Here is a 24,598-nt window from a genome sequence, read left to right as displayed (position 1 = left end):
GCCGGAGGGCCGCTGAGACTGCCGGCGTCACCGCCGCTTCCCGAGGAGGACTTTCCGATGTGGTCCAGCATCATCGCCGTGGCCGGCACGCTTCTGGGCGGCGCGCTCACCGGGCTGCTCCAGTACCGGGGAGAGCGGGCCGCCCGTGCCGAACGGAGGGCGGAGGCGCTGCGCGTGGCGCTGGGCGAGCTGGTGGCGGCCCTGGGGGACCACCGGCGGGCCATGTGGCACCGGGAGGACCTTCGCCTGAACGGCGCGGGCCGGGAGGCCCTGGAGGCGGCCCGGTCGGCCTCCCATGCGACCCGCTCCGCCGTCACGTCGCCCCTGGTCGCGGTCTCCGTCCTCGAACCGTCCCTCGCCGAACCGGCCCGCAAGGCGGCCGTGGCCGCGTTCGACATACGTGGCGCCGCCGACCACGCCGCCCTGGCGGCCCGCCGGGAGGCCGCCATCGCGGCGACCGACGAGCTGGTCGCCGCGGCGGGGCGCGCGATGGCCTGAGGACAGGCCCTGACGACAGGCGCTGGAGTGGCAGCCGACCACCGGGGGATGGAGAATTTTTCTTGTCCTGAACGGTCCGTGGAAGGCCCGGTTCCCCACCGGAGGTGGCATGACGGATCCGCGAGAGATCCTCTGGCAGGCGCGCCAAGGCCCCGTACCGGCGAATTGGCGGGTCTTCACGAAGAGGCGGGGGAAGCTGTCCGGCTTCCTGCGCGGGACATCCGACGATCCGGACCCGCTGCTGGTCATCACGCCTGACGGCGCCATTGAGTACACGAGCGAACGCAAGCCGCTGACGATCGTCGATTTCTACGATCTGGCCGGAATAACGCTACGAGTTTCCGGCTCCAGCTTCTCCGACAGTTCCATGGTGAGTCTTTCCGTATGGGTCGACCTCACCTACCGGGACGGCCGGAAGGGCAAGTGGCGATCCGCGTCCTTCGGGGACGTAGAAACGGTTCAGAGCTTCATCGAAGCGTACGGCGCCCACCAGGCGCTGCAGGGGTACTGGCGCTGAGTTCCCCGGCGGTTGTTTCCGAGCGTTCTGGGAGCCGGCGCCACGCGCGCAGTTGCATACAACCGGCGGCTGCGCACCGGAAAGCGGCTCCCGGGGAAACAGTCCCGACATGCGCGGCGGTGGCCGGATCCGTTCGGGCGGCTGACATCCCTTCCCTATGCTCGCACCCGCAGTGTTCGAGAAGTGAAGGGAAGATCCGCGATGCACCCGCTTTTTCGTTCAACTATCCGCGTCACTACGGTCAGCCTGACGGCCCTGGCCGCGTGTCTCGCCCAGGCGCCGGGGGCCGGCGCGGCGACCAGCGGCGGGGAAGCGGCGCCGTCGTGCGTGCAGTACTCGACGAGCTGGCGCTACACGTTCGTCACCAACACCTGTGACTCGACCCAGCACGTCACCGTCGAGTACCGCGACGGCACCACCGTCCCGTGCCGCACGGCGAACCCCGGCGACACGGTGACCTTCCCGGGGTACGGCACCGGGGACAACGCCGTGCTGGGCGTGGCCCTATGTCAGGTACCCTGACATTCATGTCACAGATACCCGCCGAGCCCGGCAGGCCGTACTTCATCGAGAAGGGCATGGGCGACCGCGCCCACCTGTTCACCGACCTGGTCACCGTCTACGCGGGCGGCGAGCAGACCGAGAACACCTTCAACTTCTTCACGGTCGAGGGCCCCAAGGGAGACGTCATCCCGGCGCACCTCCACTCCGACACCTACGAGGTCTTCTACATCACCGACGGCGCGGTGCGGCTGTTCGTGGAGGACTTGGCGGGCGAGCAGTACGAAAAGCTGCTGACCGCCGGTGACTTCGGCTTCGTACCGAAGAACTGCCCGCACGCGTACCGCATCGAGCGCCACCACAGCCGCGTCGTCGGCGTCGCCGCCGGCCCCGGCGGCACCTTCGAGCGGTTCTTCGAGAACCTCGGCACACCCACCGACGCCCTCGGCCTCCCCCGGGAGCCATACGTGCCGGAGCCGCACAAGTTCGGCGCCGTGCCACAGCGGTACGACGTCCGCTTCCTGCCCGACCACCAATGGCGCACCGGGAGCGCGACCTGAGGTGATGGCAAGCCGTCAGATGGCCACGGCCGGGAGGATGTTGGCGTTGCGGTGGAAGACGTTCTCCGGGTCGTACGTGGCCTTGACGCGGGCCAGCCGGTCGTACTTCTCGGGCCCGTACGACCGGCGTACCCGGTCCTCCTCGAACTCGGCCATGAAGTTCACATAGCCGCCGACGTTCGCGGCGTGGGGCGTCAGCTCCGTCCACAGGGCCCGCGCCCAGGCGATGTCGGCGACCAGGGTGTCGGGATCCGGGCTCATGGCGGAGCAGCTCATGACGTACATGGGCTCGCGCAGCCCGCCGAAGGCGGTGGCGTCCTCGTCCGGGTCGGTGTACGCCCCGCTCACGTGCAACGTGGGGCAGAACGACATCGGCGAGGTCTTGCGCGGCAGGTACTCGTCCAGCAGGGCGATCACGTCCTCGTTCAGCTCGGAGTACGTCAGCCCCTTGTCGTAGGAGAGGATGCCGACCGGGGCGGATTCGTCCAGCATGCGCTGGAGTCCGGTGAACGGCATGGGGCTGCGCAGTTCGAAGAGCGGCGGGATCCCGTCGGCGAGCGGGGCGAGCGCCTCGGCGTGCTCCTCGGCGGTGCCGAAACCGGCGACGATCAGCGCGTGGCCCTGCTTGCCCTGGTGCTCCTGCGGGACGAAGGGCTCGGGCGGCGCGTTCATGCCGACACCCATCAACACACCGGTGGCGCGCGGCAGTCCGGGCACCACGTGGCCGATCAGGCGCAGCGCGTCGGCGCTCACGCCCATGTCCCAGAAGAACAGCCCGACATGGACCTCGGGACCGACCGGGTGCGCCCGGAAGGTGAAGGTGGTGACGACGCCGAAGTTGCCGCCTCCGCCGCGCAGCCCCCAGAACAGGTCCGGGTTCTCGTCCTCGCTCGCGCGGACGAAGCTTCCGTTGGCGAGGACCACGTCGGCGGCGAGCAGACTGTCGAGGGTCAGGCCGTGCCGGCGGGTCAGCCACCCCATCCCGCCGCCGAGGGTCAGGCCGGCGACGCCGGTGTGGCTGACCGTGCCGCCGGGCACGGCGAGCCCGTACGCCTGGGTGGCGGCGTCCAGTTCGCCCAGGTTCGCCCCGGCGCCGCAGCGGACGGTGCGCGCCTCCGGGTCGACCTCGACGCGGTTCATGTCGCCGAGGTCGACGACCAGCCCGTCGGGGCAGACCGACGCCCCGGAGAAGCTGTGCCCTCCGCCGCGTACGGAGATCTCCAGGTGCTCCTCACGGGCGAACGCCAGCGCGGTGGCGACGTCCTCGGGACCCGCGCACCGGGCGACCAGGGCGGGGCGGTGGTCGATGGCCCCGTTCCAGAGGGAGCGGACCTGGTCGTAGTCGGCGTCGTCGGGGGTGACGAGCCGCCCTTCGAGCCGGTTACGGAACGAGCCGACGGCCTGTTCGGCGAGAGTGGTCATGACAGTCTCCGCGGGATTCCGGGCGCACCTCGCGGGGATCCCGGCGCATGGGGCGGTCCGGGCGCGGAGGGGCGGATCGGCACGTCGGCGAGCGAGGCGAGGGCGCGCTGGCTTGTTGTGGCCCGGCCGCCGGGCGGGCGGGCAGCGGGTGGACCATGTGGCCCGTGGTCATGGGCCGCGGTGCGCCGGGGACGTGGGGCCCCAGGCTTGCGGGGGACGATCCGACCGGCGCTTCGTCTCGCCCGGTCCGATCCGGCCCGGTCGGCAGGGTCAGGCGTACGTCACCGGTGCGGCGCCGCTTCTGCCGGGGCAGGCGTCCGCCGGTGGCCGGTTTCCCGCGGCAGCCGGAGCGGCGAGGGTGGCTCGTCATGACGGCCTGCCCGGACATGCGTCACGCCCTGCCCGGCGCTCGGCCGGGACGGGGCGTGAAGGGGAGGGGCTGGCCTGCTGGGACCGCGGGTCCGGGCGGTCTGGGCCGCCCGGAGGGTCGTCCGTGCGGCGGCCGCCGGGCCTGCGGAGCGTGGCCGACCGTGACCGCCGACGGCGCCGTGCGGCGGCCGGGCGGTGGATGACTGTGACGCGGCGTACCGGGGGCCGGGCGGCCGTCAGGCGGTCGGAGGCGCGCCGTGCCGGGTGGGAGTGGGCGGTGTGCCCGTGCCCGTCACCAGGGCGGCGGGGCGCGTGCGACGCGGGCCAGTCCGTCTCGCGCCGCAGCGGATGCGGCGGCAGGGGCTCTGACGCCCGGCTGGTGCGGAAGGCCATCGCGATCCCTTTCCCGATCGCCCCGGGTCAGAGCCGCGCTTCTCGCCGGCGGCCTCACGACCCGAGTCGCTCTGGTCTCCACACTCAGCACTGACCCGCGGGACAGTCAAGCGATAAGGGGTAATTTGCGGCTATTTTGGGTTTCCTTTACGGGCGGCTCAGTCGCTCGACTCGGCCCACAACGTGCGCACATGCCCCAGGTGGCGGGCCATGCACGCCTCCGCCGCGGTCGCGTCGCCGGAGAGCATCAGGTCGAGCAGTTCGTGGTGCTCCTGGGCGGAGGCGGCGAGCATGCCGCGCTCGGCGAGGGCAGTCAGGCCGTAGAGGCGGGCGCGCTTGCGGAGGTCGCCGACCGTTTCGACGAGGCGGTCGTTGCCGGAGAGGGAGAGCAGGGAGAGGTGGAAGCGCCGGTCGGCGTCGAGGTAGCCGATGAGGTCGTGGTCGCGGGCGCTGGTCACGATCTCTTCGGCGAGCGGGCGGAGCTCCTCCAGTCGCCGGCGGTCGGCGGAGCGGGTGATGGCGCCGATGGTCGGCACCTCGATCAGCGCCCGCAGTTCCGTGTACTGGTCGAGGTCCCGCTCGCTGACCTCGGTGATCCGGAAGCCCTTGTTGCGTACGGGTTCGACCAGGCCCTCGCGCGCCAGGTCGAGCATCGCCTCGCGCACGGGCGTGGCGGAGATGCCGAAGTCGGCGGCGAGGGCGGGGGCGGAGTAGACCGCGCCGGGTTGCAGCTCACCGGCGATCAGGGCGGCGCGCAGGGCGTGCGCCACCTGGTCGCGCAGGCGTTCCTGGCTGGTGATCAGGTGCTTAAGGTGCTGGCCGGCCATGGCGCTGCCTCCCTGGGTTCATCGAGGATCGTAAGGGATCAGAGGAGGAACCCCGCGGGGAAGGGGTCGGCCGGGTCCAGGAAGTACTGGGCGGTGCCGGTGATCCAGGCGCGGCCGGTGATGGCGGGTACGACGGCGGGCAGGCCGCCGACCGTCGTCTCGCCGGTGAGCCGGCCGGTGAACCGCGTACCGATGAACGACTCGTTGAGGAAGTCGCGGCCGAGCGGCAGTTCACCACGCGCGTGGAGCTGGGCCATGCGGGCCGAGGTGCCGGTGCCGCACGGCGAGCGGTCGAACCAGCCCGGGTGGATGGCCATGGCGTGCCGGGAGTGGACGGCGTCCGAGCCGGGGGCGGCGAGGTAGACGTGCTTGACGCCGCTGATGGACGGGTCCTCGGGGTGGACGGGCGGTTCGGTGGCGTTGATGGCGTCCATGACGGCGAGCCCGGCGGCGAGCAGGTCGTCCTTGCGGGCCCGGTCGAAAGGGAGCCCGAGTGCGTTTAGTTCCACGAAGGCGTAGAAGTTGCCGCCGTACGCGAGGTCATAGGTGACCGTGCCGAGGCCGGGCACCTTGACCTCGCGGCCGAGGGCGACGCAGAAGGCGGGGACGTTGGTGAGGGTGACGGACGTGGCGGCGCCGTCCTCGACCCGGACGTCGACGCCGACCAGCCCCGCCGGGGTGTCGAGGCGGACGGTGGTGATGGGTTCCGTGACGGGCACCATGCCGGTATCGACCAGGACGGTGGCGACGCCGATCGTGCCGTGTCCGCACATCGGCAGCAGCCCGGAGACCTCGATGAACAGGACGCCGTAGTCGGCGTCGGGCCGGGTCGGCGGCTGGAGGACGGCGCCGCTCATGGCGGCGTGGCCGCGCGGCTCGTACATCAGCAGGGTGCGTACGTGGTCGAGGTGGTCGATGAAGTACCGGCGCCGCTCGGCCATGGTGGCGCCCGGGAGGGTGCCGACCCCGCCGGTGATGACGCGGGTCGGCATCCCTTCGGTGTGGGAGTCGACGGCGTGGTAGACGTGCCGGGTGCGCATGGCTAGGCGAGTCCTTCCGCGAGCGCCTTCTCGGTGGCGGCTCGGACGACGGCGGCGTGCGCGTCGGTGAGGGGCGTACGGGGCGGCCGGCACGGTCCGCCGTGGTATCCGGCGACGTCCATGGACTGCTTGATCGCCTGGACGAACTCGGGCTTGGAGTCCCAGCGCAGCAGCGGGTGCAGGGCCCGGTAGAGGGGCAGGGCGGTGTCCAGGTCCCGGGCGACGGCGGCCCGGTAGAGGGCGACGGAGGAGGCGGGCAGCGCGTTGGGGTAGCCGGCGATCCAGCCCACGGCGCCGGCCAGGGCCAGCTCCAGCAGCACGTCGTCGGCGCCGATCAGCAGGTCCAGGTCCGGGGCGAGTTCGGCGATCTCGTACGCGCGGCGGACGTCGCCGCTGAACTCCTTGACGGCGACGATGCTGCCGTCGCCGTGGAGCTGCGCCAGCACCTCCGGGGTCAGGTCGACCTTGGTGTCGAAGGGGTTGTTGTACGCGACGACCGGCAGGCCGGCCCCGGCCACCTCGGCGTAGTGGGCGCGGACGGAAGCGGTGTCGGCGCGGTAGGCGTTGGGCGGCAGCAGCAGCACGGAGCCGCAGCCCGCCTCCGCCGCCTGCTCGGCCCACCGGCGGGCCTCGGCGCTGCCGTAGGCGGCGACGCCGGGCATCACCCGGGCCCCGTCGCCCGCCGCCTCGACGGCGACGCGCACGACACGTGCCCGTTCCTCGTCGGTGAGCGTCTGGTACTCGCCGAGCGAGCCGTTGGGGACGACGCCGTCGCAGCCGTTCTCGATCAGCCGGGCGACGTGCTCGGCGTACGCGTCGTAGTCCACGGACAGGTCCGCGCACAGGGGCAGGGCGGTGGCGACCATGACGCCGTGCCAGGGATGGGGACGCTGGTTCATCATTCGGCTCCTGGTGGTTGTGCCGGTCGGCTGAGCGGTACGGGGCAGGCCGGCGGGCGCCGGCCGGTGGCGGGGGCCGCGTCGGGGCCCACGACTGCGTGCAGGAGCCAGGTGTCACCGCCGGGCGCGACGGTCCGGACGTGGGCGGCCGCCAGGTGGCGCACGCCGGTCAGCTTGCGTACGAGCGGGCGCACCGCGAGGGCGGCCTCGTCGGATGCGACGAGACCGCCCTTGGGCTCGTACTCGGTCTCCGGTGGGAGCGTTTCGGCGAGTTCGCGCCACAGTCGGGTGGGCAGCAGCGCGAGGTCGAGCCCCGGGCCCGCCTCCTTGTCGGAGGCGGGCGGGTTGCCTGGTCCGGCACCGGTGGTCATGGTGTCCGGCACATGACTCACATGTCTCGTGGGCACGGCAGTAACATTTCACATGTTACTGCCGCTGTACAGACCGCAGACCGGGTTCAAGCCCCGTCCCGGCAGACCCGGTTCAGGTCCGCAGCGGCCCCTCGCACACATAGTCCGAGGTCCCTGCCTGCCGGTCGGCCCAGATCTCCACCTCGCCGAACGAGCAGTTCATGTCGGACAGGTTGGTGGAGGTGGTGGCCGTCCGGTCGAGGAGGAAGGTGTCCACCGTCAGGGACATGTCCTTGAAGACCCGGTCCGCGCTGCCGGCGTCACCGAGCCGGGCGGTGATCCGGCCGGTGCACAGGAACCGCCGCATGCCGGGATCGCCGTTGTCGGTACACCTGGGGGTGGCCCCGGTCGCCGCCGCGAAGGACGAGCGCACGGCCTCGGCGGTGGCGTCCCGCAGCCGGTCGTTGGGCGTGTAGCGGGTGTTGGGCACGAACAGCTCGTCGACCTTGGCGATCTGCGCGTCCAGGAAGGCGTCGTACGCCCGCTGGACCGCCGCGTCCCGCCCCAGCCCGGTGCGCCAGGCGTCGAAGGCCGCCGGGTCGTTGGCGCGCAGGTGCCGGTACATCTCCCGCAGCAGGGTGGGCCGCTCGGTCCACAGGTACGTGAAGAAGGTGCCCGCGTAGGAGTAGAACCGGAAGCCGTCGCCCTCGTAGGTGGCGTGCAGCAGTTGGTCCACGGTCATGCGCGGACGGCCGTTCGCGGTGTCGGCGATGATGGACTTGACCAGGGACTTGCGGACGGCGACGCCGTCGTCGCGGGTGGCGCCGTCGAAGAACTCGGCCGTCCCCTCGTCCATCGCCGTGGTGCGGTCGCCCTGGTACCAGGGGCCCTCGCCGAAGTAACCGGGCACGGCGAACCGCCCGTTGAGGTAGTGCGTGTACTCGTGCCGGAACAGCTCCTCCAGGGTGAGCGAGGAGTCCTGCGGCACGCGGCGCTGGTACGTGTAGAAGGTCGCGCCGCGCTCGATATAGATGCCGCCGTTGTCGGTGTCCATGCCGGTCAGGAGCGGGTGGTAGTTCTCGTAGTCCGCGCGGGAGGCGTACAGCACGATGTTCAGGGTGGTGTTGGTGTCACCCTTGAGCGGCTCCTCCGTGCCGAGCACCCGGTGGAACTGCGCCTTGACCTGCTTGCTCGCGTAGTAGAGCTGGTCCACGGTCGCGCGGTCGAGGCCGGTGCGGACCTTGATGGCCGCGTTGTCGTAGCGGTACGCGTGCGGGAAGATCTCCCGCTCGATGTCCTCCTTGCAGACCGCGTACGGCTTGCAGGCCTCGTAGAAGTTGAGCCAGGAGGCCAGCCGTGCCCAGGGCGCGCTGCCCCGGCCGAAGTCGCGGACGACGGGGGCCAGGAGCGCCCCGAGGTCGGGCACGATCGAGGACGTCAGCGCCGCGATCTGCCCGAAGCGGCCGTACTCGGCGAGGGCGTCCCGCACGACCCACTCGTTGGGCGTGCCCTTGAGGTGGGTGTACGTGGAGAACTTCCGGAAGGCGTCGCGGTAGGCGGCGTTGCGCGCGACGAGCGTGTGGAAGGCGGTGTCCTTGTTGCCCGGGTAGACGCCGAGGTAGTTGACGGACAGCGCGGCGAGGGCGGCGCCGCCCCAGGCGGGGTCCTTGTAGGTGGTGGTGTGGTACCGGTCCATGGTGGCCAGCACCTTGCGGATCAGGTCGAGTTGGGAGTGGCGCAGCCCCTGGGCGCTGCCCGCGTAGAGCGCCTCGCGCAGGGACTCGGCGTTGGTGCGCGTGGCGTCGAAGGACCGGCGCGCCGTACCGAAGGCGTGGATGGCGCGCCGCATGGCCTCGGTGGTGGGCGCGTCGGTGACGTCGATCTCGTCGCGCGAGAAGTCGTGGTACGCCACCGCGTGCAGGTAGGTGAGCATCTCCAGCAGGTGGCTGCCGTTCTTGCCGTCATGGGCGGCGGCGAGGGCGGATATCCGGCGCGAGACGGCCTGGACGTGCCCGTCGGACATCACGCGGACCAGCCGGGCGTCCCAGGTCCAGATGAGGTCGCGCAGGCAGCCGTCGGCGGTGACGGCGGGGTCGGCGAGGAAGTCGGCGAACTGCTCGGCTCCCAGGCGGGTGACGTCGTCCAGGGTGCAGGGGACGGCGGTGGCCGCCGCCGCGTGCGCCGGGTTCTGCGGGCCGGGGACGCGGGAGCCGGTCCGCCCGCCGGGGGCGGGGGCGGGTTTCGGTGTGGACTTGGGTGCGGTGGCGAGGCGTTCGACCTCGTCGTGGGGGTGGTCGCCGGCGGCGGGACTCGCGTGCCGGACGCTCGCCGCTTGGGCGGTGGGTGCGTTCCAGGCCCCGGCACCGATCAGCGTCGCGGTGGCGAGGGCTGCGGCGAGGAGGGCTCTGCGTACGGGACTGCGGGTCGATCGTGTGGATCGCTGGGACACCTGCGGCTCCTGTGTCGGAGGTGGGGAGTGGTCCGTTCAGCGGTGCGCACGGCGGGCTGTCCGCCTGGATTGATGGGTGCATGCCACTACCGTGTGACGTGCAACATAGTAATGTGACATTGCACTGCACAACCCCTTGGGCGCCCCGGAATCGGAGGGCGCCCGGCCGTGCGGCTCAGTCCAGGACCGCGAACCCGTCCAGTTCCACCAGCGCCTGCTCGTCCCAGAGCCGCGTGGTCCCGATCACCGCCATCGCCGGATACTCACGGCCCGCCAGGCGGCGCCAGACGCGGCCCAGTTCGGGGGCGCGGGCGCGGTAGTCGGCGACATCCGTGGCGTAGACCGTGACGCGGGCGAGGTCGGCGGGGGTGCCGCCCGCCGCCTTGAGGGCGGCCAGCAGGTTGCCGAGCGCGGTCTCGAACTGCTCCGGGAGGGTCTCCCCCACCACCCGCCCGGCCCCGTCGAGCGCGGTCTGCCCGGCGAGGAAGACCAGGCGGGAGCCAGTGGCGGTGACGGCGTGGGAGAAGCCGGTGGGCGGCGACAGTTCGGCGGGGTTGAGGCGTTCGAGGCTCATGAGGCGTACAGCTCCTTCGCGATGATCGTGCGCTGGACCTCGGTGGCGCCCTCGTAGATGCGCGGCGCGCGCACCTCCCGGTACAGGTGCTCCAGCAGGTGGCCGCGTTGCAGGGCGCGGGCGCCGTGGAGCTGGACGGCGGCGTCGACGACGTACTGCGCGGTCTCGGTGGCCAGCAGCTTCGCCATCGCGGCCCGCTTGGGCACGTCGGCGGCGCCCTCGTCGTACGCCGCCGCGGCCGCGTAGACGAGCAGGCGGGCGGCCTCGGTGCGGGTGGCCATCTCGGCGACCTGGTGGGAAACGGCCTGAAGGTCCTTCAGTACGCCGCCGAAGGCCTCCCTTTGCGCCGTGTGGGCGAGCGTCGCGTCCAGGGCGGCCTGGGCCATGCCGACGGCGAAGGCGCCGACGCTGGGCCGGAAGAGGTTGAGGGTGGTCATGGCGACGCGGAAGCCCCGGTCCACCTCTCCGAGGACGTCGTCGGGGCCGACCGGTACGCCGTCGAAGAGCAGGCTGCCGATGGGGTGCGGGGACAGCATGTCGAGCGGGCTGCCGGTGAGACCGGGCCGGTCGGCGGGGACCAGGAAGGCGGTCACGCCCCGCGCACCGGCGCCCGGCGTGGTGCGGGCGAAGACGGTGTAGAAGTCGGCTTCGGGGGCGTTGGAGATCCACCGCTTCTCGCCGGTCAGGCGCCAGCCCCCGCCGTCGGGCACCGCCTCCAGGGCGAGCGCCGCCGCGTCCGACCCCGCTTCGGGCTCGCTGAGCGCGAAGGCGGCGACCGCCCGGCCGGCGCTCACCTCCGGGAGCCAGCGCGCCCGTTGGCCGGGCGTACCGGAGGCGGCGACCGGGTGGGCGCCGAGACCCTGGAGGGCGAGGGCGGTCTCCGCCTCCGTGCAGGCCTGGGCGAGGGATTCGCGCATCAGGCACAGCTCCAGGGCGCCCGCGCCGAAGAGGCGGCCGAGCAGGCCCAGTTCACCGAGCGCGGCGACGAGGGGGCGGTTGACGTGGCCCGGTTCGCCCTTCTCGGCGAGCGGGCGCAGGCGTTCGGCGGCCATGGCGCGCAGCTCGGCACACCAGGCGGTTTGGGCCGGATCGAGCGAGAATACGGGCATTCATGCCCCCTCAAAGACATCTATCGCGGGCCGTTGACTGTCGTCACATGAACGATACGCTCGATGAGCGTTCCCACCACGCCAAGGGGGCGAACCATGGAGCTCACGCCATCGGCCCATCGAGACACCTTCGCCCGGGACCACCTGCCGCCGCGCGAGCAGTGGCCGGAACTGGTCTTCGACCTCCCCGAGCTGCACTACCCCGACCGGCTCAACTGCGGGGCGGAACTGCTGGACCGCACGGTGGAACGGTTCGGTGCGGACCGGCCGGTCTTCCGGGACGGCACGGGCCAGGTCTGGACGTACGGCGAACTGCGCGGCCGCGTCGACCGGATCGCCCACGCGCTCACCCACGACCTGGGCGTGGTGCCCGGCAACCGGGTGCTGCTGCGCGGCCCCACCACGCCGTGGCTCGCGGCCTGCTGGCTGGCCGTGATGAAGGCGGGCGCGGTCGCCGTCACCGTACTGGCGCAACAGCGCGCCCACGAGCTGGCCGTCATGTGCGAGATGGCCGAGGTGTCCCACGCCCTGTGCGACGTCCGGGCGGTGGACGACCTGGTGAAGGCGGAGGTGCCGGGGCTGCGGATCACGGCGTACGGCGGTGACGCGCCCGACGACCTGCTGCGCCTCGCGGCCCGGCACCCGGGCGCGTACGACGCGGTCGGCACGGCGGCCGACGACGTGGCCCTGATCGCCTTCACGTCCGGGACGACCGGACGGCCCAAGGGGTGCATGCATTTCCACCGGGATGTGCTCGCCGTCGCGGACACGTTCTCCGCGCACGTGCTGCGGCCGGAGCCGGACGACCTGTTCGCGGGCAGTCCGCCGCTCGGGTTCACCTTCGGGCTGGGCGGGCTGGTGATCTTCCCGATGCGGGCGGGCGCCTCGGCGCTGCTGCTGGAGCAGGCCGGGCCCAGGCAGCTCCTGCCCGCCGTCGCCGAGCACCGGGTGACGGTGCTGTTCACCGCGCCGACCGCCTACCGGGTGATGCTGGACGACGTGGACGCCCACGACACCTCCTCGCTGCGGCGCTGCGTCTCGGCGGGCGAGAACCTGCCGGCGGCCACCTGGCGGGCCTGGCACGAGCGGACCGGGCTGCGGCTGATCAACGGCATCGGCGCGACCGAGCTGCTGCACATCTTCGTCTCGGCGGCCGACGACGCGATCCGCCCCGGCACGACAGGGGTGCCCGTTCCCGGGTGGCACGCGCGCGTGGTGGACGGTTCCGGCGAGCCGGTCCCGGACGGACAGGAGGGGTTCCTGGCCGTGCGCGGCCCGGTGGGCTGCCGTTACCTGGCCGATCCGCGCCAGAGCGAGTACGTCCGGCACGGCTGGAACCTCACGGGTGACACGTACGTCCGCGAGCCGGACGGCTACCTGCGCTATGTCGCCCGCGCGGACGACATGATCATCTCGGCCGGGTACAACATCGCCGGCCCCCAGGTCGAGGAGGCCCTGCTGGCGCACCCGGACGTGCTGGAGGCGGCCGTGGTGGGCCGTCCGGACGAGGTGCGCGGCCAGGTCGTGGTGGCGTACGCGGTGCTGCGCGACGGCCTGCCGCGCGACGACTCCACGGCCCAGGCGCTGCGCGCCTTCGTGAAGGACCGCCTCGCCCCCTACAAGTGCCCGCGCCGGATCGTGTTCCTGGACGCGCTCCCCCGTACGGCCACCGGGAAGCTGCAACGCTTCCGGCTGCGCGCCGAGCACACGCCCGGGACACGCCCGTAAAGTGATCACGTGGCCGAGCAGCACACTCCTCGTTCCCTGATCGTCTCCCTGTACGGCGCGTACGGGCGGACGCCCGACAACGCCCCGCTGCCGGTGGCCGAGCTCATCCGGCTGCTGGCGGTGCTGGGCGTGGACGCGCCGTCGGTGCGCTCCTCCGTCTCGCGGCTCAAGCGCCGGGGGCTGCTGGAGCCGTGCCGTACACCGGACGGGGCAGCCGGGTACGCCCTTTCGGAGGACGCCCGCCAGCTCCTGGACGACGGCGACCGGCGGATCTACGCGGCGGGCGAGCCGCACGAGGACGACGGCTGGGTCCTCGCCGTCTTCTCGGTGCCCGAGGTGGAGCGGCACAAGCGGCACCTGCTGCGCTCCCGCCTGGGCCGCCTCGGCTTCGGCACGGCGGCGCCCGGCGTGTGGATCGCGCCCGCCGCGCTGTACGAGGAGACCCGGCACACCCTCCAGCGGCTCCAGCTCGACCCGTACGTCGACCTCTTCCGCGGCGAGCACCTGGGCTTCGCGCCGACCGCCGAGGCGGTGGGCCGCTGGTGGGACCTGGCCGCGATCGCCAAGCTGTACGAGGAGTTCCTGGACCTGCACGAACCGGTGCTGCGGGCCTGGTCGACCCGCGAACCGTCCCCGGAGGAGGCGTACCGGGACTACCTGCTCGCCCTCGACTCCTGGCGCCGCCTCCCCTACGCCGACCCCGGCCTCCCGGCCGCCCTCCTCCCGGCCGGCTGGCCGGGCGGCCGTGCGGCGGCGGTCTTCGGCGGCCTGCACGGGCTGCTGCGGGACGCGGGCGAGGAGTTCGTCAGGGGCGGGGAGCCGGCGTCGTCAGGCTGAGGCGCGGCTTGGGCGCGTCCGTGCGGCCCGTGGGGGGTTTGCGGCTGCCCGCGCGGTACGGGAGCGGCCAGGGGGCGGCGGGGCCTTCGTAGCCCTGGTCGGCGGCGGCGTGCAGGGTCCAGTGGGGGTCGTAGAGGTGGGGGCGGGCGAGCGCGCACAGGTCGGCGCGGCCGGCCAGCAGCAGGGAGTTGACGTCGTCCCAGGACGAGATCGCGCCGACCGCGATGACGGGGACCTTGAGGGCGTTGCGGATCTTGTCGGCGTACGGGGTCTGGTACGAGCGGCCGTACTCGGGGCGCTCGTCGGGCACGACCTGGCCGGTGGAGACGTCGATGGCGTCGGCGCCGTGCTCGGCGAAGGCGCGGGCGATCTCGACGGCCTCCTCGGCGGTGGTACCCCCGGGCGCCCAGTCGGTGGCGGAGATGCGCACCGTCATGGGCCGCTCGCCGGGCCAGGCGGCCCGTACCGCGTCGAAGACCTCCAGCGGGAAGCGGAGCCGGCCGGCCAGGGAGCCGCCGTAGGCGTCGGTGCGGCGGTTGGTGAGCGGGGACAGGAACCCGGACAGCAGGTAGCCGTGGGCGCAGTGCAGTTCGAGCAGGTCGAAGCCCGCGCGGGCGGCGCGCCGGGCGGCCGCCGCGAACTGTTCCCTTATGTCGGTGAGCGCGGCCCGGTGCAGCTCGTGCGGCACCTGGTTGACGCCGGGGCGGTACGGGATCGGGGAGGCGGCGACCAGGGGCCAGTTGCCCGAGTCGAGGGGCTGGTCGATGCCCTCCCACATGAGCTTGGTGGAGCCCTTGCGCCCCGAGTGGCCGAGCTGGACGCCGATGGCGGTGCCGGGTGACTGGTGGTGGACGAAGTCGGTGACACGGCGCCAGGCGGCGGCCTGGCCGGGGGTCCAGAGCCCGGCGCAGCCCGGGGTGATCCGGCCCTCGGGGCTGACGCACACCATCTCGGTCATCACGAGCCCGGCGCCGCCGAGGGCGCGGGCGCCCAGGTGGACGAGGTGGAAGTCGCCGGGCACGCCGTCCACGGCCGAGTACATGTCCATGGGCGAGACGACGACCCGGTTGCGCAGGGTCAGGCCGCGCAGCCGGAACGGGGTGAACATCGGCGGGGTGCCGGGCGGACAGCCGAAGTCCCGTTCGACGGCGTCGGTGAAGCGCGGGTCGCGCAGCCGCAGGTTGTCGTGCGTGACCCGGCGGCTGCGGGTGAGGAGGTTGAAGGCGAACTGCCGGGGCGGCTGGTCCAGGTAGCCGGCGAGGTCCTCGAACCAGCGGAGGCTGGCGGCGGCCGCGCGCTGGGTGGACTCGACGACGGGGCGGCGTTCGGCCTCGTACGCCGCCAGCGCCCGGTCGAGGCCGGGCTGTTCCTCGACGCAGGCGGCGAGCGCGAGGGCGTCCTCGACGGCGAGTTTGGTGCCCGAGCCGATGGAGAAGTGCGCGGTGTGCGCGGCGTCGCCGAGGAGCACGATGTTGCCGTGCGACCAGCGGTCGCTGACGACGGTGCGGAAGGCGGTCCACGAGGAGTTGTTGGAGGCGAGCGGCCGGCCCTGGAGGGCGTCGGCGAAGATCTTGGCGCAGCGGGCGATGGACTCCTCATCGTCCAGCTCGTCGAACCCCGCCGCCCGCCACACCTCCTCGCGCATTTCGACGATCACGGTGGAGGCGTCCGCCGAGAACGGGTAGCCGTGGAGCTGCATCACCCCGTGCTCGGTCTCGGCGATCTCGAAGCGGAACGCGTCGAAGGCGAAGTCGGCGGCGAGCCAGATGTAGCGGCAGCGGTGGGTGGTGAGGTGGGGCGCGAACACGTCGGCGTGCGCCTCGCGGGTCCGGCTGTGTACGCCGTCGGCGGCGACGACCAGGTCGTACTCGCAGGCCAGCTCGGCGGCGGGCGGGGCTTCCGTGCGGAAGCGGAGCCGTACGCCCAGGTCGGCGCAGCGCTCGTGGAGGATCTCCAGGAGCCGGCGGCGGCCGAGCGCGGCGAACCCGTGGCCGCCGGAGGTCAGGACGCGGCCCCGGTGGACGATGTCGATGTCGTCCCAGCGGACGAACTCCGCCTGGAGGGCGGCGTAGACGGCGGGGTCGGCGTGCTCGATGCCGCCCAGGGTCTCGTCGGACAGGACGACCCCGAAACCGAAGGTGTCGTCGGGGGCGTTGCGCTCCCAGACGGTGATGTCACGGGACGGGTCGAGCCGCTTGAGCAGGGCCGCGGCGTACAGCCCGCCCGGCCCGCCGCCGATGACGGCTACGCGCATGGCCGGTCACCGCCCCTGCCACTTGGGCGGCCGCTTCTCGGTGAAGGCGGCGTGGAACTCGGCGTAGTCCTCGCCGTTCATGAGGAGCGCCTGGGTGGCGGCGTCCAGTTCGACGGAGGCGGCGAGCGGCATGTCGAGCTCGGCCGTCAGGAGCGCCTTGGTCTGGGCGTACGCGAGCGCGGGGCCGTCGGCGAGGTGCCGGGCGAGCTCGGCGGCGCGGGTGTCGGCGGCGCCCTCCTCGGTCAGCTCGCTGATCAGGCCGATGCGCTCGGCCTCGGGGGCTCGGACGGGGTCGCCGAGCATCAGCAGCCGGGTGGCGTGCCCGAGGCCGACGACACGCGGGAGGAGGTACGCGGCGCCCATGTCGCCGCCGGAGAGGCCGACCCTGGTGAAGAGGAACGCGAACCGGGCCGAGGGGTCGGCGATGCGGAAGTCGGCGGCGAGCGCGAGGACGGCACCGGCCCCTGCGGCGACCCCGTGGAGGGCGGCGATCACCGGGAAGGGCGCCTCGCGCAGCGCCCGCACGACCTGGCCCGTCATCCGGTTGAAGTCGAGGAGCTGGGCGGTGTCCATGGCGAGGGTGGCGCCGATGATGTCGTCGACGTCACCGCCGGAGCAGAAGCCCCGGCCTTCGCCCGCGAGGACGAGGGCGCGCACGGCACGCTCCCGGGACAGCTCGGCGAGCAGGTCGCGCAGGTCGGCGTAGGCGCCGAAGGTGAGCGCGTTCAGTTTGGCGGGCCGGGCGAGGGTGACGGTGGCGACGCCGTCGTCGATGGCGAGCCGCACGTGCCGCCACTCCTCGGTGCGGGGCGCGGAGCTGGAAAAGGGGCTCATGAGGGTGCGGCCTCCCTGGCGGTCTGCCTGCGTGTGCCTGCGACTGCGCGTGTGCCGCGTCTGCCTGCGCAGATGCGTGCCCTTCGAAGCTATCACTTGTACGTGACTTCCGTCACGTAGGCGCGATACGCTGAGCGGTGACCTTGTAACAGCTATCCGTGACCGACCAAGGTCCTGTATCAGTCGCGGCACAGGTCCCCTGTTGGGTGGGCGGGGGCCTCTGGTTCGGCTGAGCCCGCTTCGTAAGGTGGACGGCAGACCTCACAGGTCTCGTCCGGCTCCTGCATCCCTTCCTTCACTCTCGGCTCTTCCCTGCTCCCGAACAGACCCAGCTCCACCGACCGGAACCCGCTCCACCGAACGGAACCAGCTCCACCGAACGGACCCCCGCCTTGCCCGACATCTCCGGCCCCTCCTCCTGGCGCATCGCCCTGCCGCACACGACGGCCGCGGTGCCCATCGCGCGTGCCCTGATACGGACGGCGCTCGCGGATCTGGACGCGTCGGCGTACCGGGACACGGCCGAGCTGCTGACGGCCGAGCTCGTGGCGAACGCGGTGGAGCACACCTCCGGCAAGGGCCCGATCGAGCTGGTGGTGCGGCTGCTGCCGAGCGGCTGCCGGGTCGAGGTGCACGACCGCGACCCCGAGCCGCCCGGGGACCTGGTGCCGGAGCACGACACCCCGCCCGATCCCTGGCAGGAGCACGGGCGGGGCCTGCTGCTGATACGCACGCTCAGCGCGGCGTGCGGTCACCGGCTCACCGACGGCGGCAAGGCCGTCTGGTTCACGCTCCCGGGGCTGGGGGCCCCGTAGCCGCGCCGGCGCCGACCGGACGCCCGCACAAGCGAAGTGGGGTCCGGGCGTACGAGCCCGAACCCCACCATGTGTCCCGAACCATGTGTCCCGACGGTGAGCACCGCACCGCATACCGCTATTCCGTGCCCCCCGGACCGCTCAGCGTGGCGACCATCACGGCCTTGATCGTGTGCATCCGGTTCTCGGCCTCGTCGAAGACCACCGAGTGCTCCGACTCGAAGACCTCGTCGGTGACCTCCAGCTCGGTCAGACCGTGGCGCTCGTGGATCTCCCGGCCGACGGCGGTGCCCAGGTCGTGGAAGGCGGGCAGGCAGTGCAGGAACCTGACCCGCGGGTTCCCGGTCGCCCGCAGCACGTCCATGGTCACCGCGTACGGGGCGAGGGCGGCGATGCGCTCGTCCCAGACCTCCTGGGGCTCACCCATGGAGACCCACACGTCGGTGGCGACGAAGTCGGCGCCCCGGACGCCCTCGGTGATGTCCTCGGTGAGCGTGACGCGCGCGCCGCTGGTCTCGGCGAGCTCCCGGGCGCGGGCGACGACGTCCTCGGCCGGCCAGTACGCCTTCGGCGCCACGATCCGGACGTCCATGCCCAGCAGGGCGCCGGTGACCAGGTAGGAGTTGCCCATGTTGTAGCGGCCGTCGCCGAGGTAGGCGAAGGCGACGCTCTCCAGGGGCTTGTCGGTGTGCTCGGTCATCGTGAGCACGTCGGCGAGCATCTGGGTGGGGTGCCAGTCGTCGGTGAGGCCGTTGTAGACGGGGACGCCCGCGTGGGCGGCGAGCTCCTCGACGGTGGCCTGGGAGTCGCCCCGGAACTCGATCGCGTCGAACATCCGGCCGAGCACCCGGGCCGTGTCCTTGGCGGTCTCCTTCTTGCCGATGTGGGAGCCGGCCGGGTCGATGTAGGTGGTGGAGGCCCCCTGGTCGGCCGCCGCGACCTCGAACGCGCAGCGCGTCCGGGTCGACGACTTCTCGAAGATCAGCGCGATGTTCCTGCCGCGCAGCCGCTGGACCTCGGTCCCCGCCCTCTTCGCCGCTTTGAGTTCGGCGGCCAGATCGAGCAGGCTGCGGAACTCCTCGGCGGTGAAGTCCAGCTCCTTGAGGAAGTGGCGGCCGGTGAGGTCGGTGGCCATGGGGCGCTCCTGGGGTTCCGAAGACGGGGACCATGGAAGTCTATACGAGGCTTCACATTTCTATACGGTTGGCGGGGGTCTGCGGCGGCTCGGCCCGCCGCCTAGCCGGGGTCCGCGTCCCGTTCGACCGGGCAGCTCATGCAGCGCGGGCCTCCCCTGCCCCGGCCCAGCTCGCTGCCGGGGATCTCGATCACCTCGATGCCCTCCTTGCGCAGATGCGTGTTGGTGGTGACGTTGCGCTCGTACGCCACGACGACGCCCGGCTCCACCGCCAGGACGTTGCACCCGTCGTCCCACTGCTCGCGCTCCGCCGCGTGCACGTCCTGCGTGGCGGTCAGCACCCGGATCGCGGGCAGGTCCAGCGCGGCGGCGATCGCGCTGTGCATGTGCTGGGGCGGGTGGTCGGTGACCTTCAGCGCGCGGTGGCCGTCGCCCGGCTCGATCGTGTACGAGCGGAGCATGCCGAGCCCGGCGTACTGCGTGAACGTGTCGTGCGCGACCATCGTCATGACCGTGTCCAGGTGCATGAACGCCCGGCTCTTCGGCATGTCCAGCGCCACGATCGTCCGGGCGGAGCCGGCCGCGAACATCCCGCGCGCCAGCATCTCCACCGCCTGCGGGGTGGTGCGCTCGCTCATCCCTATCAGCACGGCGCCGTTGCCGATCACCAGGACGTCACCGCCCTCGATGGTGGACGGGTAGTCGTCCTGCCCCTCCGACCAGTGGTGGAAGGAGCCCGCGTCGGGGCCGGTGAAGAGCGGGTGGTGCTTGTAGATCGCCTCGAAGTGCACCGTCTCGCGCTGCCGGGCGGGCCAGCGCATGGCGTTGATGGAGACGCCGTCGTAGATCCAGGCCGACGTGTCCCGGGTGAAGAGGTGGTTCGGCAGCGGCGGCAGCAGGAAGTCGTCCAGGTCCATCACATGGAAGCGGACGGACGTCGGCTCGGCGTGACCGGCCAGGAAGTCACGTTTCGTCATCCCGCCGATCAGCGCCTCGACGAGCGCGCCGGTCTCCATGCCGTCGAAGACGGCCCTTATGTGGTCCGTGGCGAGCGGACCGTACTCCTTCTCGTCGAAGACCCGGTCCAGGACGAGCTTCCTCGCCGCCGGGATCTCCAGCGCCTCGCGCAGCAGGTCCCCGACGAGGTGCACTTCCACGCCCCGGTCACGCAGCACGTCGGCGAACCCGTCGTGCTCCTGCCGCGCCCGCCGCACCCACAACACGTCGTCGAACAGCAGCGCGTCCTTGTTGCTGGGTGTCAGCCGCTTCAGCTCCAGATCCGGCCGGTGCAGGATGACGCGGCGAAGCCGCCCGGTCTCGGAATCGACATGGAATCCCATGCCTCCATCCTCACCGCGCGGACCCCACTTCACCCAGCTTCCCCGGGAAACCGCCCCACAACCCGGAGCCCCGCCCGTCCGGCTCGGGCGGACGGGGCGGCCGGGACCTCAGAGGCGGGGGTCGACCGGCTCCGACTCCAGGGCCAGGACGGCGAAGACCGCCTCGTGGACGCGCCACAGGGGTTCGCCGTCGGCCAGCCGGGCCAGGGCCTCCAGACCGAGGGCGTACTCGCGCAGCGCGAGGGACCGCTTGTGGCCGAGGTGGCGCTCACGCAGCCGCGCCAGGTTCTCCGGGCGGGTGTACTCCGGGCCGTAGATGATCCGCAGGTACTCCCGGCCGCGCACCTTGATGCCCGGCTGGACCAGCCGCCCCTTCCCGTCGCGTACGAACGCCTGGAGCGGCTTGACGACCATGCCCTCGCCGCCCGCGCCGGTCAGCTCCAGCCACCAGTCGGTACCCGCGCGGACCGACGCCTCGTCCCCGGTGTCGACGACGAGCCGGTGCGTGACCTGGAGCAGGCCCGTCGGATCGTGCTCCACCAGCCGGTCGAGCCACGCGAGCTGCTCGTCGTGCGGGACGCCCGCCAGCGAGCGCCCCTGCCCGGCCAGGATCTGGAACGGCGCGAACCGCACCCCGTCCAGCCCCTCCGTGTCCCAGCAGTAGCGCCGGTACGCCTCGGTGAACGCCGCCGCGTCCGCCGCCCGCTCCCGCTGCTTGCCCAGCAGCCCGGCCACGTCGACGCCCCGGCCCGCCGCCGCCTCCAGTGCCGTGACCGCGCCCGGGAACACCGCGCCCGAGGCGGCGCCGACCGCCGCGTACTGGGAGCGCAGCAGCCCCGACGCCTTGAGCGACCACGGCATGAGCTCGCCGTCCAGCAGCAGCCAGTCAGTGCCCAGCTCGTCCCACAGCCCGGCGGCGCCGACGGCCGTGCGCAGCCGGTCCAGGACCTGCTCCGTCATGGCCTCGCCGTTGAAGAACGGCCGCCCGGTACGCGTGTACAGCGCACCCGTCGGGCCCTCCACCCCGAACCGTTCACGTGCCGCGTCCGCGTCGCGGCACACCAGCGCCACCGCCCGCGAGCCCATGTGCTTCTCCTCGCACACGACCCGCCCGACGCCGTCGGAGCGGTACTGCGCGAACGCCTCCGCCGGGTGCTCCAGGTAGCCGTCCTGCTTGGACGTGGCCGTGGGTGCCATCGTCGGCGGCAGGTACGCCAGCAGGCGGGGGTCGACGGCGAACCGGCTCATGACCTCCAGCGCGGCCGCCGCGTTCTCCTCGCGTACGCCGACGTTGCCCGCGTACCGGGTCTCCACGACCCGCCGCCCGTGCACGTCCGCCAGGTCCAGCGGCCGGCCCTGGTGGCCGCCGGGTGCCTCGGTGGCGAGCGGCTTGACCGGCTCGTACCAGACCTTCTCGGCCGGTACGTCGACCAGTTCGCGCTCCGGCCAGCGCAGCGCGGTCATCTTCCCGCCGAACACCGCGCCCGTGTCGAGGCAGATGGTGTTGTTGATCCATGAGGTGCTGGGCACGGGTGTGTGCCCGTACACCACCGCCGCGCGGCCCCGGTACTCCTCGGCCCACGGGTAGCGCACGGGCAGCCCGAACTCGTCGGTCTCGCCCGTGGTGTCGCCGTACAGCGCGTGCGAGCGCACCCGGCCGGACGTGCGGCCGTGGTACTTCTCCGGCAGCCCGGCGTGGCAGACGACGAGCCTGCCCTCGTCGAGGACGTAGTGGCTGATGAGTCCGTCGATGAACTTCCGCACGTCGGTGCGGAACTCCTCGCTCTCCCCCTCCAACTGCGCGATCGTCTCGGCGAGTCCGTGCGTCTGCTGGACCTTCCGGCCCTTGAGCCAGCGTCCCAGCTTGTTCTCGTGGTTGCCAGGCACGCAGAGCGCGTTGCCCGACGCCACCATGCCCATGACGCGGCGCAGCACGCCGGGGCTGTCCGGGCCCCGGTCGACGAGGTCCCCGACGAAGACGGCGGTACGCCCGTCCGGGTGGACGCCGTCCTCGTACCCGAGCTTGGCGAGCAGGGTCTCCAGCTCCGAGCTGCACCCGTGGATGTCACCGATGATGTCGAAGGGCCCGGTGAGGTGACGGAGGTCGTTGAACCGCTTCTCCAGGACGACCTCGGCGGCCTCCGCCTCCTCCACGCTCTTCAGGACGTGCACCTTGCGGAACCCCTCGCGCTCCAGGCCGCGCAGCGAACGGCGCAGCTCGCGGCGGTGGCGCTGGATGACGTGGCGCGGCAGGTGCGCGCGGTCGGGCCGGGCGGCGTTGCGCTCGGCGCAGACGTCCTCGGGCATGTCGAGGACGATGGCGATGGGCAGCACGTCGTGCTCGCGGGCCAGCCGCACCAACTGCCTGCGGCTCTCCTGCTGCACGCTGGTCGCGTCGACCACCGTCAGCCGGCCGGCGGCCAGGCGCTTGCCGACGATGTAGTGCAGGACGTCGAAGGCGTCGCCGCTCGCGCTCTGGTCGTTCTCGTCATCGGCGACGAGCCCACGGCAGAAGTCGGAGGAGACGACCTCGGTGGGCTTGAAGTGCTTGCGGGCGAAGGTCGACTTGCCGGAGCCGGTGGCGCCGATGAGCACGACGAGGGACAGGTCGGTGACCGGCAGCCTGCGGGTGTCGCCGGTGGTCGTGGTCTCGGTCATGCGGCCTTCTCCTCCTTCGTGGTCGTCGTCTTCGTCGTCACGCTGAACACGGCCATCTGCGTGGGCGGCCCGACCTCCGGGTCGTCCGGCCCCACGGGTACGAACTCCACGCCGTACCCGTACCGTCCGGCCACGCCCCGCGCCCAGGTGCGGAACTCCTCGCGCGTCCACTCGAACCGGTGGTCGCCGTGGCGGACGTGTCCGGCGGGCAGCGTCTCCCAGCGGACGTTGTACTCGACGTTCGGCGTCGTCACGATCACGGTCGCCGGGCGCGCCGACCCGAACACCGCGTACTCCAGGGCCGGCAGCCTCGGCAGGTCGAGGTGCTCGATGACCTCGCTGAGGACGGCGGCGTCGTAGCCCACCAGCCGCTTGTCGGTGTACGTGAGCGAGCTCTGGAGCAGTTGCACGCGCCCGGCCTGCCGCTCCCCCATGCGCTCCAGCCGCAGCCGGCGCGCGGCGACGGTCAGCGCCCTGACGGACACGTCGACGCCCACGATGTCAGTGAACCGCACGTCCTTGAGCAGCGCCTGCACGAGCTGGCCCTGGCCGCAGCCCAGGTCGAGCACCTTGCTCGCACCGGCCGCGCGCAGCGCCGTGAGGATCGCGGCGCGGCGCTGCTCGGCGAGCGGCACCGGCTTCTCGTCCGTGTCGGTCGTCTCGTCGACGGCGTTGTCGACGTCCTCGACGTCGAGGTCGTCGGCCTCGGCCAGCCGTACCAGTTCCAGCCGCTCCATCGCCTGCCGGGTCAGCCCCCCGCGGCGCGAGAGGTACCGGCTGGCGATCAGTTTGTGCTCCGGGTGGTCGGCCAGCCAGCCCTCGCCGGCCCTCAGCAGCTTGTCGACCTCGTCGGGCGCCACCCAGTAGTGCTTGGCGTCGTCGAGGACCGGCAGCAGGACGTACAGGTGCCGCAGCGCGTCCGCGAGACGCAGCTCGCCCTCCAGCACGAGCCGTACGTAACGGGAGGCGCCCCACTGCGGGAACCGCTCGTCCAGCGCCACCGGTTCGGCGTCGACCGACGTCCAGCCCAGCGGGCCGAACAGCGCCCGTACCAGGTCGGCTCCGCCGCGCGCCGGCAGGGCCGGGATCTCGATCCGCAGCGGCAGCGGCCGGTCCGCCCGCTCGGGCAGCGCGGTGCACACGCCGCGCAGCGCGCTCCGGAAGACGGTGCTCAGGGCGACGGCCAGCAGCGACGAGGCCGCGTACGGCCGGTCGTTGACGTACTGGGCGAGCGCCGAGTCGGGCGCGCCGCTCCGGCCCTTGCCCCGGCCGCGCCGGACCAGCGCGATGGGGTCCACCTCCAGGAGCAGCGCCGCCGTGCAGCGCTCGGCGGACGCCTCGGGGTAGAAGACGTGCGCCGTGCCGTGCGAGGTGGAGAACGCCTGCGCCTTGTCGGGATGCTTGTGCAGCAGGAATCCGAGGTCGGTGGCGGGGCGCTCTGGGGTACCGGTCGTACTGATCGTCAGGAACACGTGTCCGAGTATCGCCC

At 72.4% G+C, this 24,598-nt stretch carries 20 protein-coding genes and 1 pseudogene; 7 read left to right on the top strand and 14 right to left on the bottom strand.

Annotated features, from left to right (window positions below):
- The first annotated feature begins 57 nt into the window (after nt 1-57).
- The 4 genes from AB0J57_RS21420 (at nt 58) to AB0J57_RS21405 (ending at nt 2,076) form a co-directional block, all read left to right on the top strand.
- Complete coding sequence (locus AB0J57_RS21420; RefSeq protein WP_366129835.1) at nt 58-498, top strand: protein kilB; 441 nt, start codon at nt 58-60, stop codon at nt 496-498.
- Between the two features lie 109 nt (nt 499-607).
- Entirely contained in the window at nt 608-1,015 is a 408-nt protein-coding gene (locus tag AB0J57_RS21415) for a hypothetical protein (protein ID WP_366129834.1), read from the top strand.
- Between the two features lie 201 nt (nt 1,016-1,216).
- Nucleotides 1,217-1,537 carry an alpha-amylase gene (locus AB0J57_RS21410; RefSeq protein WP_366129833.1) on the top strand — a complete coding sequence of 107 codons (321 nt, stop codon included), beginning with the start codon at nt 1,217-1,219 and terminating at the stop codon, nt 1,535-1,537.
- A 5-nt stretch (nt 1,538-1,542) separates the two neighbouring features.
- On the top strand, nt 1,543-2,076 hold the full coding sequence (locus AB0J57_RS21405) for a quercetin 2,3-dioxygenase (RefSeq protein ID WP_366129832.1): 534 nt from the start codon (nt 1,543-1,545) through the stop codon (nt 2,074-2,076).
- A gap of 15 nt (nt 2,077-2,091) precedes the next feature.
- On the opposite strand, the gene AB0J57_RS21400 is transcribed toward AB0J57_RS21405, so the two are convergent.
- From AB0J57_RS21400 to AB0J57_RS21365, 8 genes and pseudogenes are all read right to left on the bottom strand, one after another.
- Nucleotides 2,092-3,498, bottom strand: coding sequence for an FAD-binding oxidoreductase (locus AB0J57_RS21400; RefSeq protein ID WP_366129831.1), 1,407 nt, complete (start codon nt 3,496-3,498; stop codon nt 2,092-2,094).
- A gap of 920 nt (nt 3,499-4,418) precedes the next feature.
- Nucleotides 4,419-5,087 (bottom strand): GntR family transcriptional regulator, encoded by a 669-nt coding sequence (locus AB0J57_RS21395; protein ID WP_366129830.1) that lies wholly within the window; start codon nt 5,085-5,087, stop codon nt 4,419-4,421.
- Nucleotides 5,088-5,125: 38 nt separating this feature from the next.
- A complete protein-coding gene (locus tag AB0J57_RS21390; protein ID WP_366129829.1) occupies nt 5,126-6,127 on the bottom strand; it encodes a proline racemase family protein in 1,002 nt (333 codons plus the stop codon).
- A 2-nt stretch (nt 6,128-6,129) separates the two neighbouring features.
- Nucleotides 6,130-7,026: a dihydrodipicolinate synthase family protein gene (locus AB0J57_RS21385; protein ID WP_366129828.1), complete on the bottom strand. Its 897-nt coding sequence runs from the start codon at nt 7,024-7,026 to the stop codon at nt 6,130-6,132.
- A gap of 197 nt (nt 7,027-7,223) precedes the next feature.
- Nucleotides 7,224-7,394, bottom strand: a pseudogene (locus tag AB0J57_RS21380) (FAD-dependent oxidoreductase); the annotation flags it as partial.
- A gap of 115 nt (nt 7,395-7,509) precedes the next feature.
- Complete coding sequence (locus tag AB0J57_RS21375) at nt 7,510-9,825, bottom strand: collagenase (protein ID WP_366129827.1); 2,316 nt, start codon at nt 9,823-9,825, stop codon at nt 7,510-7,512.
- Between the two features lie 175 nt (nt 9,826-10,000).
- Nucleotides 10,001-10,399: a RidA family protein gene (locus tag AB0J57_RS21370; RefSeq protein WP_366129826.1), complete on the bottom strand. Its 399-nt coding sequence runs from the start codon at nt 10,397-10,399 to the stop codon at nt 10,001-10,003.
- On the bottom strand, nt 10,396-11,508 hold the full coding sequence (locus AB0J57_RS21365) for an acyl-CoA dehydrogenase (RefSeq protein ID WP_366129825.1): 1,113 nt from the start codon (nt 11,506-11,508) through the stop codon (nt 10,396-10,398). The genes AB0J57_RS21370 and AB0J57_RS21365 overlap by 4 nt, the downstream gene beginning before the upstream one ends.
- A gap of 96 nt (nt 11,509-11,604) precedes the next feature.
- On the opposite strand from AB0J57_RS21365, the gene AB0J57_RS21360 reads away from it, so the two are divergent.
- Entirely contained in the window at nt 11,605-13,236 is a 1,632-nt protein-coding gene (locus tag AB0J57_RS21360) for an AMP-binding protein (protein ID WP_366129824.1), read from the top strand.
- 9 nt (nt 13,237-13,245) lie between these two features.
- The gene (locus AB0J57_RS21355) at nt 13,246-14,073 is read left to right on the top strand and encodes a PaaX family transcriptional regulator C-terminal domain-containing protein (RefSeq protein ID WP_366129823.1); all 828 of its coding nucleotides are present in this window, start codon (nt 13,246-13,248) and stop codon (nt 14,071-14,073) included.
- On the opposite strand, the gene AB0J57_RS21350 is transcribed toward AB0J57_RS21355, so the two are convergent.
- Together AB0J57_RS21350 and AB0J57_RS21345 are read right to left on the bottom strand one after the other, a co-directional pair.
- A complete protein-coding gene (locus AB0J57_RS21350; RefSeq protein WP_366129822.1) occupies nt 14,042-16,327 on the bottom strand; it encodes a bifunctional salicylyl-CoA 5-hydroxylase/oxidoreductase in 2,286 nt (761 codons plus the stop codon). The two genes, AB0J57_RS21355 and AB0J57_RS21350, sit on opposite strands and share 32 nt — an antisense overlap.
- Before the next feature lie 6 nt (nt 16,328-16,333).
- Nucleotides 16,334-17,161: an enoyl-CoA hydratase family protein gene (locus AB0J57_RS21345; RefSeq protein WP_366129821.1), complete on the bottom strand. Its 828-nt coding sequence runs from the start codon at nt 17,159-17,161 to the stop codon at nt 16,334-16,336.
- Between the two features lie 392 nt (nt 17,162-17,553).
- On the opposite strand from AB0J57_RS21345, the gene AB0J57_RS21340 reads away from it, so the two are divergent.
- Nucleotides 17,554-17,976, top strand: a complete 423-nt coding sequence (locus AB0J57_RS21340) for an ATP-binding protein (RefSeq protein ID WP_366129820.1) — start codon at nt 17,554-17,556, stop codon at nt 17,974-17,976.
- Between the two features lie 118 nt (nt 17,977-18,094).
- On the opposite strand, the gene argF is transcribed toward AB0J57_RS21340, so the two are convergent.
- From argF to AB0J57_RS21320, 4 genes are all read right to left on the bottom strand, one after another.
- Nucleotides 18,095-19,111 (bottom strand): ornithine carbamoyltransferase, encoded by a 1,017-nt coding sequence (argF, locus tag AB0J57_RS21335; protein WP_366129819.1) that lies wholly within the window; start codon nt 19,109-19,111, stop codon nt 18,095-18,097.
- Between the two features lie 101 nt (nt 19,112-19,212).
- Entirely contained in the window at nt 19,213-20,451 is a 1,239-nt protein-coding gene (locus tag AB0J57_RS21330) for an arginine deiminase (protein WP_366129818.1), read from the bottom strand.
- 108 nt (nt 20,452-20,559) lie between these two features.
- The gene (locus AB0J57_RS21325; RefSeq protein ID WP_366129817.1) at nt 20,560-23,109 is read right to left on the bottom strand and encodes a polynucleotide kinase-phosphatase; all 2,550 of its coding nucleotides are present in this window, start codon (nt 23,107-23,109) and stop codon (nt 20,560-20,562) included.
- The gene (locus AB0J57_RS21320; protein WP_366129816.1) at nt 23,106-24,581 is read right to left on the bottom strand and encodes a 3' terminal RNA ribose 2'-O-methyltransferase Hen1; all 1,476 of its coding nucleotides are present in this window, start codon (nt 24,579-24,581) and stop codon (nt 23,106-23,108) included. The genes AB0J57_RS21325 and AB0J57_RS21320 overlap by 4 nt, the downstream gene beginning before the upstream one ends.
- Between the last annotated feature and the right edge of the window lie 17 nt (nt 24,582-24,598).

The organism is Streptomyces sp. NPDC049837, assembly GCF_040674455.1.
GTDB lineage: Bacteria > Actinomycetota > Actinomycetes > Streptomycetales > Streptomycetaceae > Streptomyces.
Note: the sequence above shows the minus strand (reverse complement) of the source record. Positions and strands in the feature narration are given on the sequence as shown.

What these genes read in the sequence shown, in the direction of transcription:
- AB0J57_RS21420 (WP_366129835.1), top strand. Translation starts at nt 58, where the DNA reads ATGTGGTCCAGCATCATCGCCGTGGCCGGCACGCTTCTGGGCGGCGCG.
- AB0J57_RS21415 (WP_366129834.1), top strand. Translation starts at nt 608, where the DNA reads ATGACGGATCCGCGAGAGATCCTCTGGCAGGCGCGCCAAGGCCCCGTA.
- AB0J57_RS21410 (WP_366129833.1), top strand. Translation starts at nt 1,217, where the DNA reads ATGCACCCGCTTTTTCGTTCAACTATCCGCGTCACTACGGTCAGCCTG.
- AB0J57_RS21405 (WP_366129832.1), top strand. Translation starts at nt 1,543, where the DNA reads ATGTCACAGATACCCGCCGAGCCCGGCAGGCCGTACTTCATCGAGAAG.
- AB0J57_RS21400 (WP_366129831.1), bottom strand. Translation starts at nt 3,498, where the DNA reads ATGACCACTCTCGCCGAACAGGCCGTCGGCTCGTTCCGTAACCGGCTC.
- AB0J57_RS21395 (WP_366129830.1), bottom strand. Translation starts at nt 5,087, where the DNA reads ATGGCCGGCCAGCACCTTAAGCACCTGATCACCAGCCAGGAACGCCTG.
- AB0J57_RS21390 (WP_366129829.1), bottom strand. Translation starts at nt 6,127, where the DNA reads ATGCGCACCCGGCACGTCTACCACGCCGTCGACTCCCACACCGAAGGG.
- AB0J57_RS21385 (WP_366129828.1), bottom strand. Translation starts at nt 7,026, where the DNA reads ATGAACCAGCGTCCCCATCCCTGGCACGGCGTCATGGTCGCCACCGCC.
- AB0J57_RS21370 (WP_366129826.1), bottom strand. Translation starts at nt 10,399, where the DNA reads ATGAGCCTCGAACGCCTCAACCCCGCCGAACTGTCGCCGCCCACCGGC.
- AB0J57_RS21365 (WP_366129825.1), bottom strand. Translation starts at nt 11,508, where the DNA reads ATGCCCGTATTCTCGCTCGATCCGGCCCAAACCGCCTGGTGTGCCGAG.
- AB0J57_RS21360 (WP_366129824.1), top strand. Translation starts at nt 11,605, where the DNA reads ATGGAGCTCACGCCATCGGCCCATCGAGACACCTTCGCCCGGGACCAC.
- AB0J57_RS21350 (WP_366129822.1), bottom strand. Translation starts at nt 16,327, where the DNA reads ATGCGCGTAGCCGTCATCGGCGGCGGGCCGGGCGGGCTGTACGCCGCG.
- AB0J57_RS21345 (WP_366129821.1), bottom strand. Translation starts at nt 17,161, where the DNA reads ATGAGCCCCTTTTCCAGCTCCGCGCCCCGCACCGAGGAGTGGCGGCAC.
- argF (WP_366129819.1), bottom strand. Translation starts at nt 19,111, where the DNA reads ATGGCCACCGACCTCACCGGCCGCCACTTCCTCAAGGAGCTGGACTTC.
- AB0J57_RS21330 (WP_366129818.1), bottom strand. Translation starts at nt 20,451, where the DNA reads ATGGGATTCCATGTCGATTCCGAGACCGGGCGGCTTCGCCGCGTCATC.
- AB0J57_RS21325 (WP_366129817.1), bottom strand. Translation starts at nt 23,109, where the DNA reads ATGACCGAGACCACGACCACCGGCGACACCCGCAGGCTGCCGGTCACC.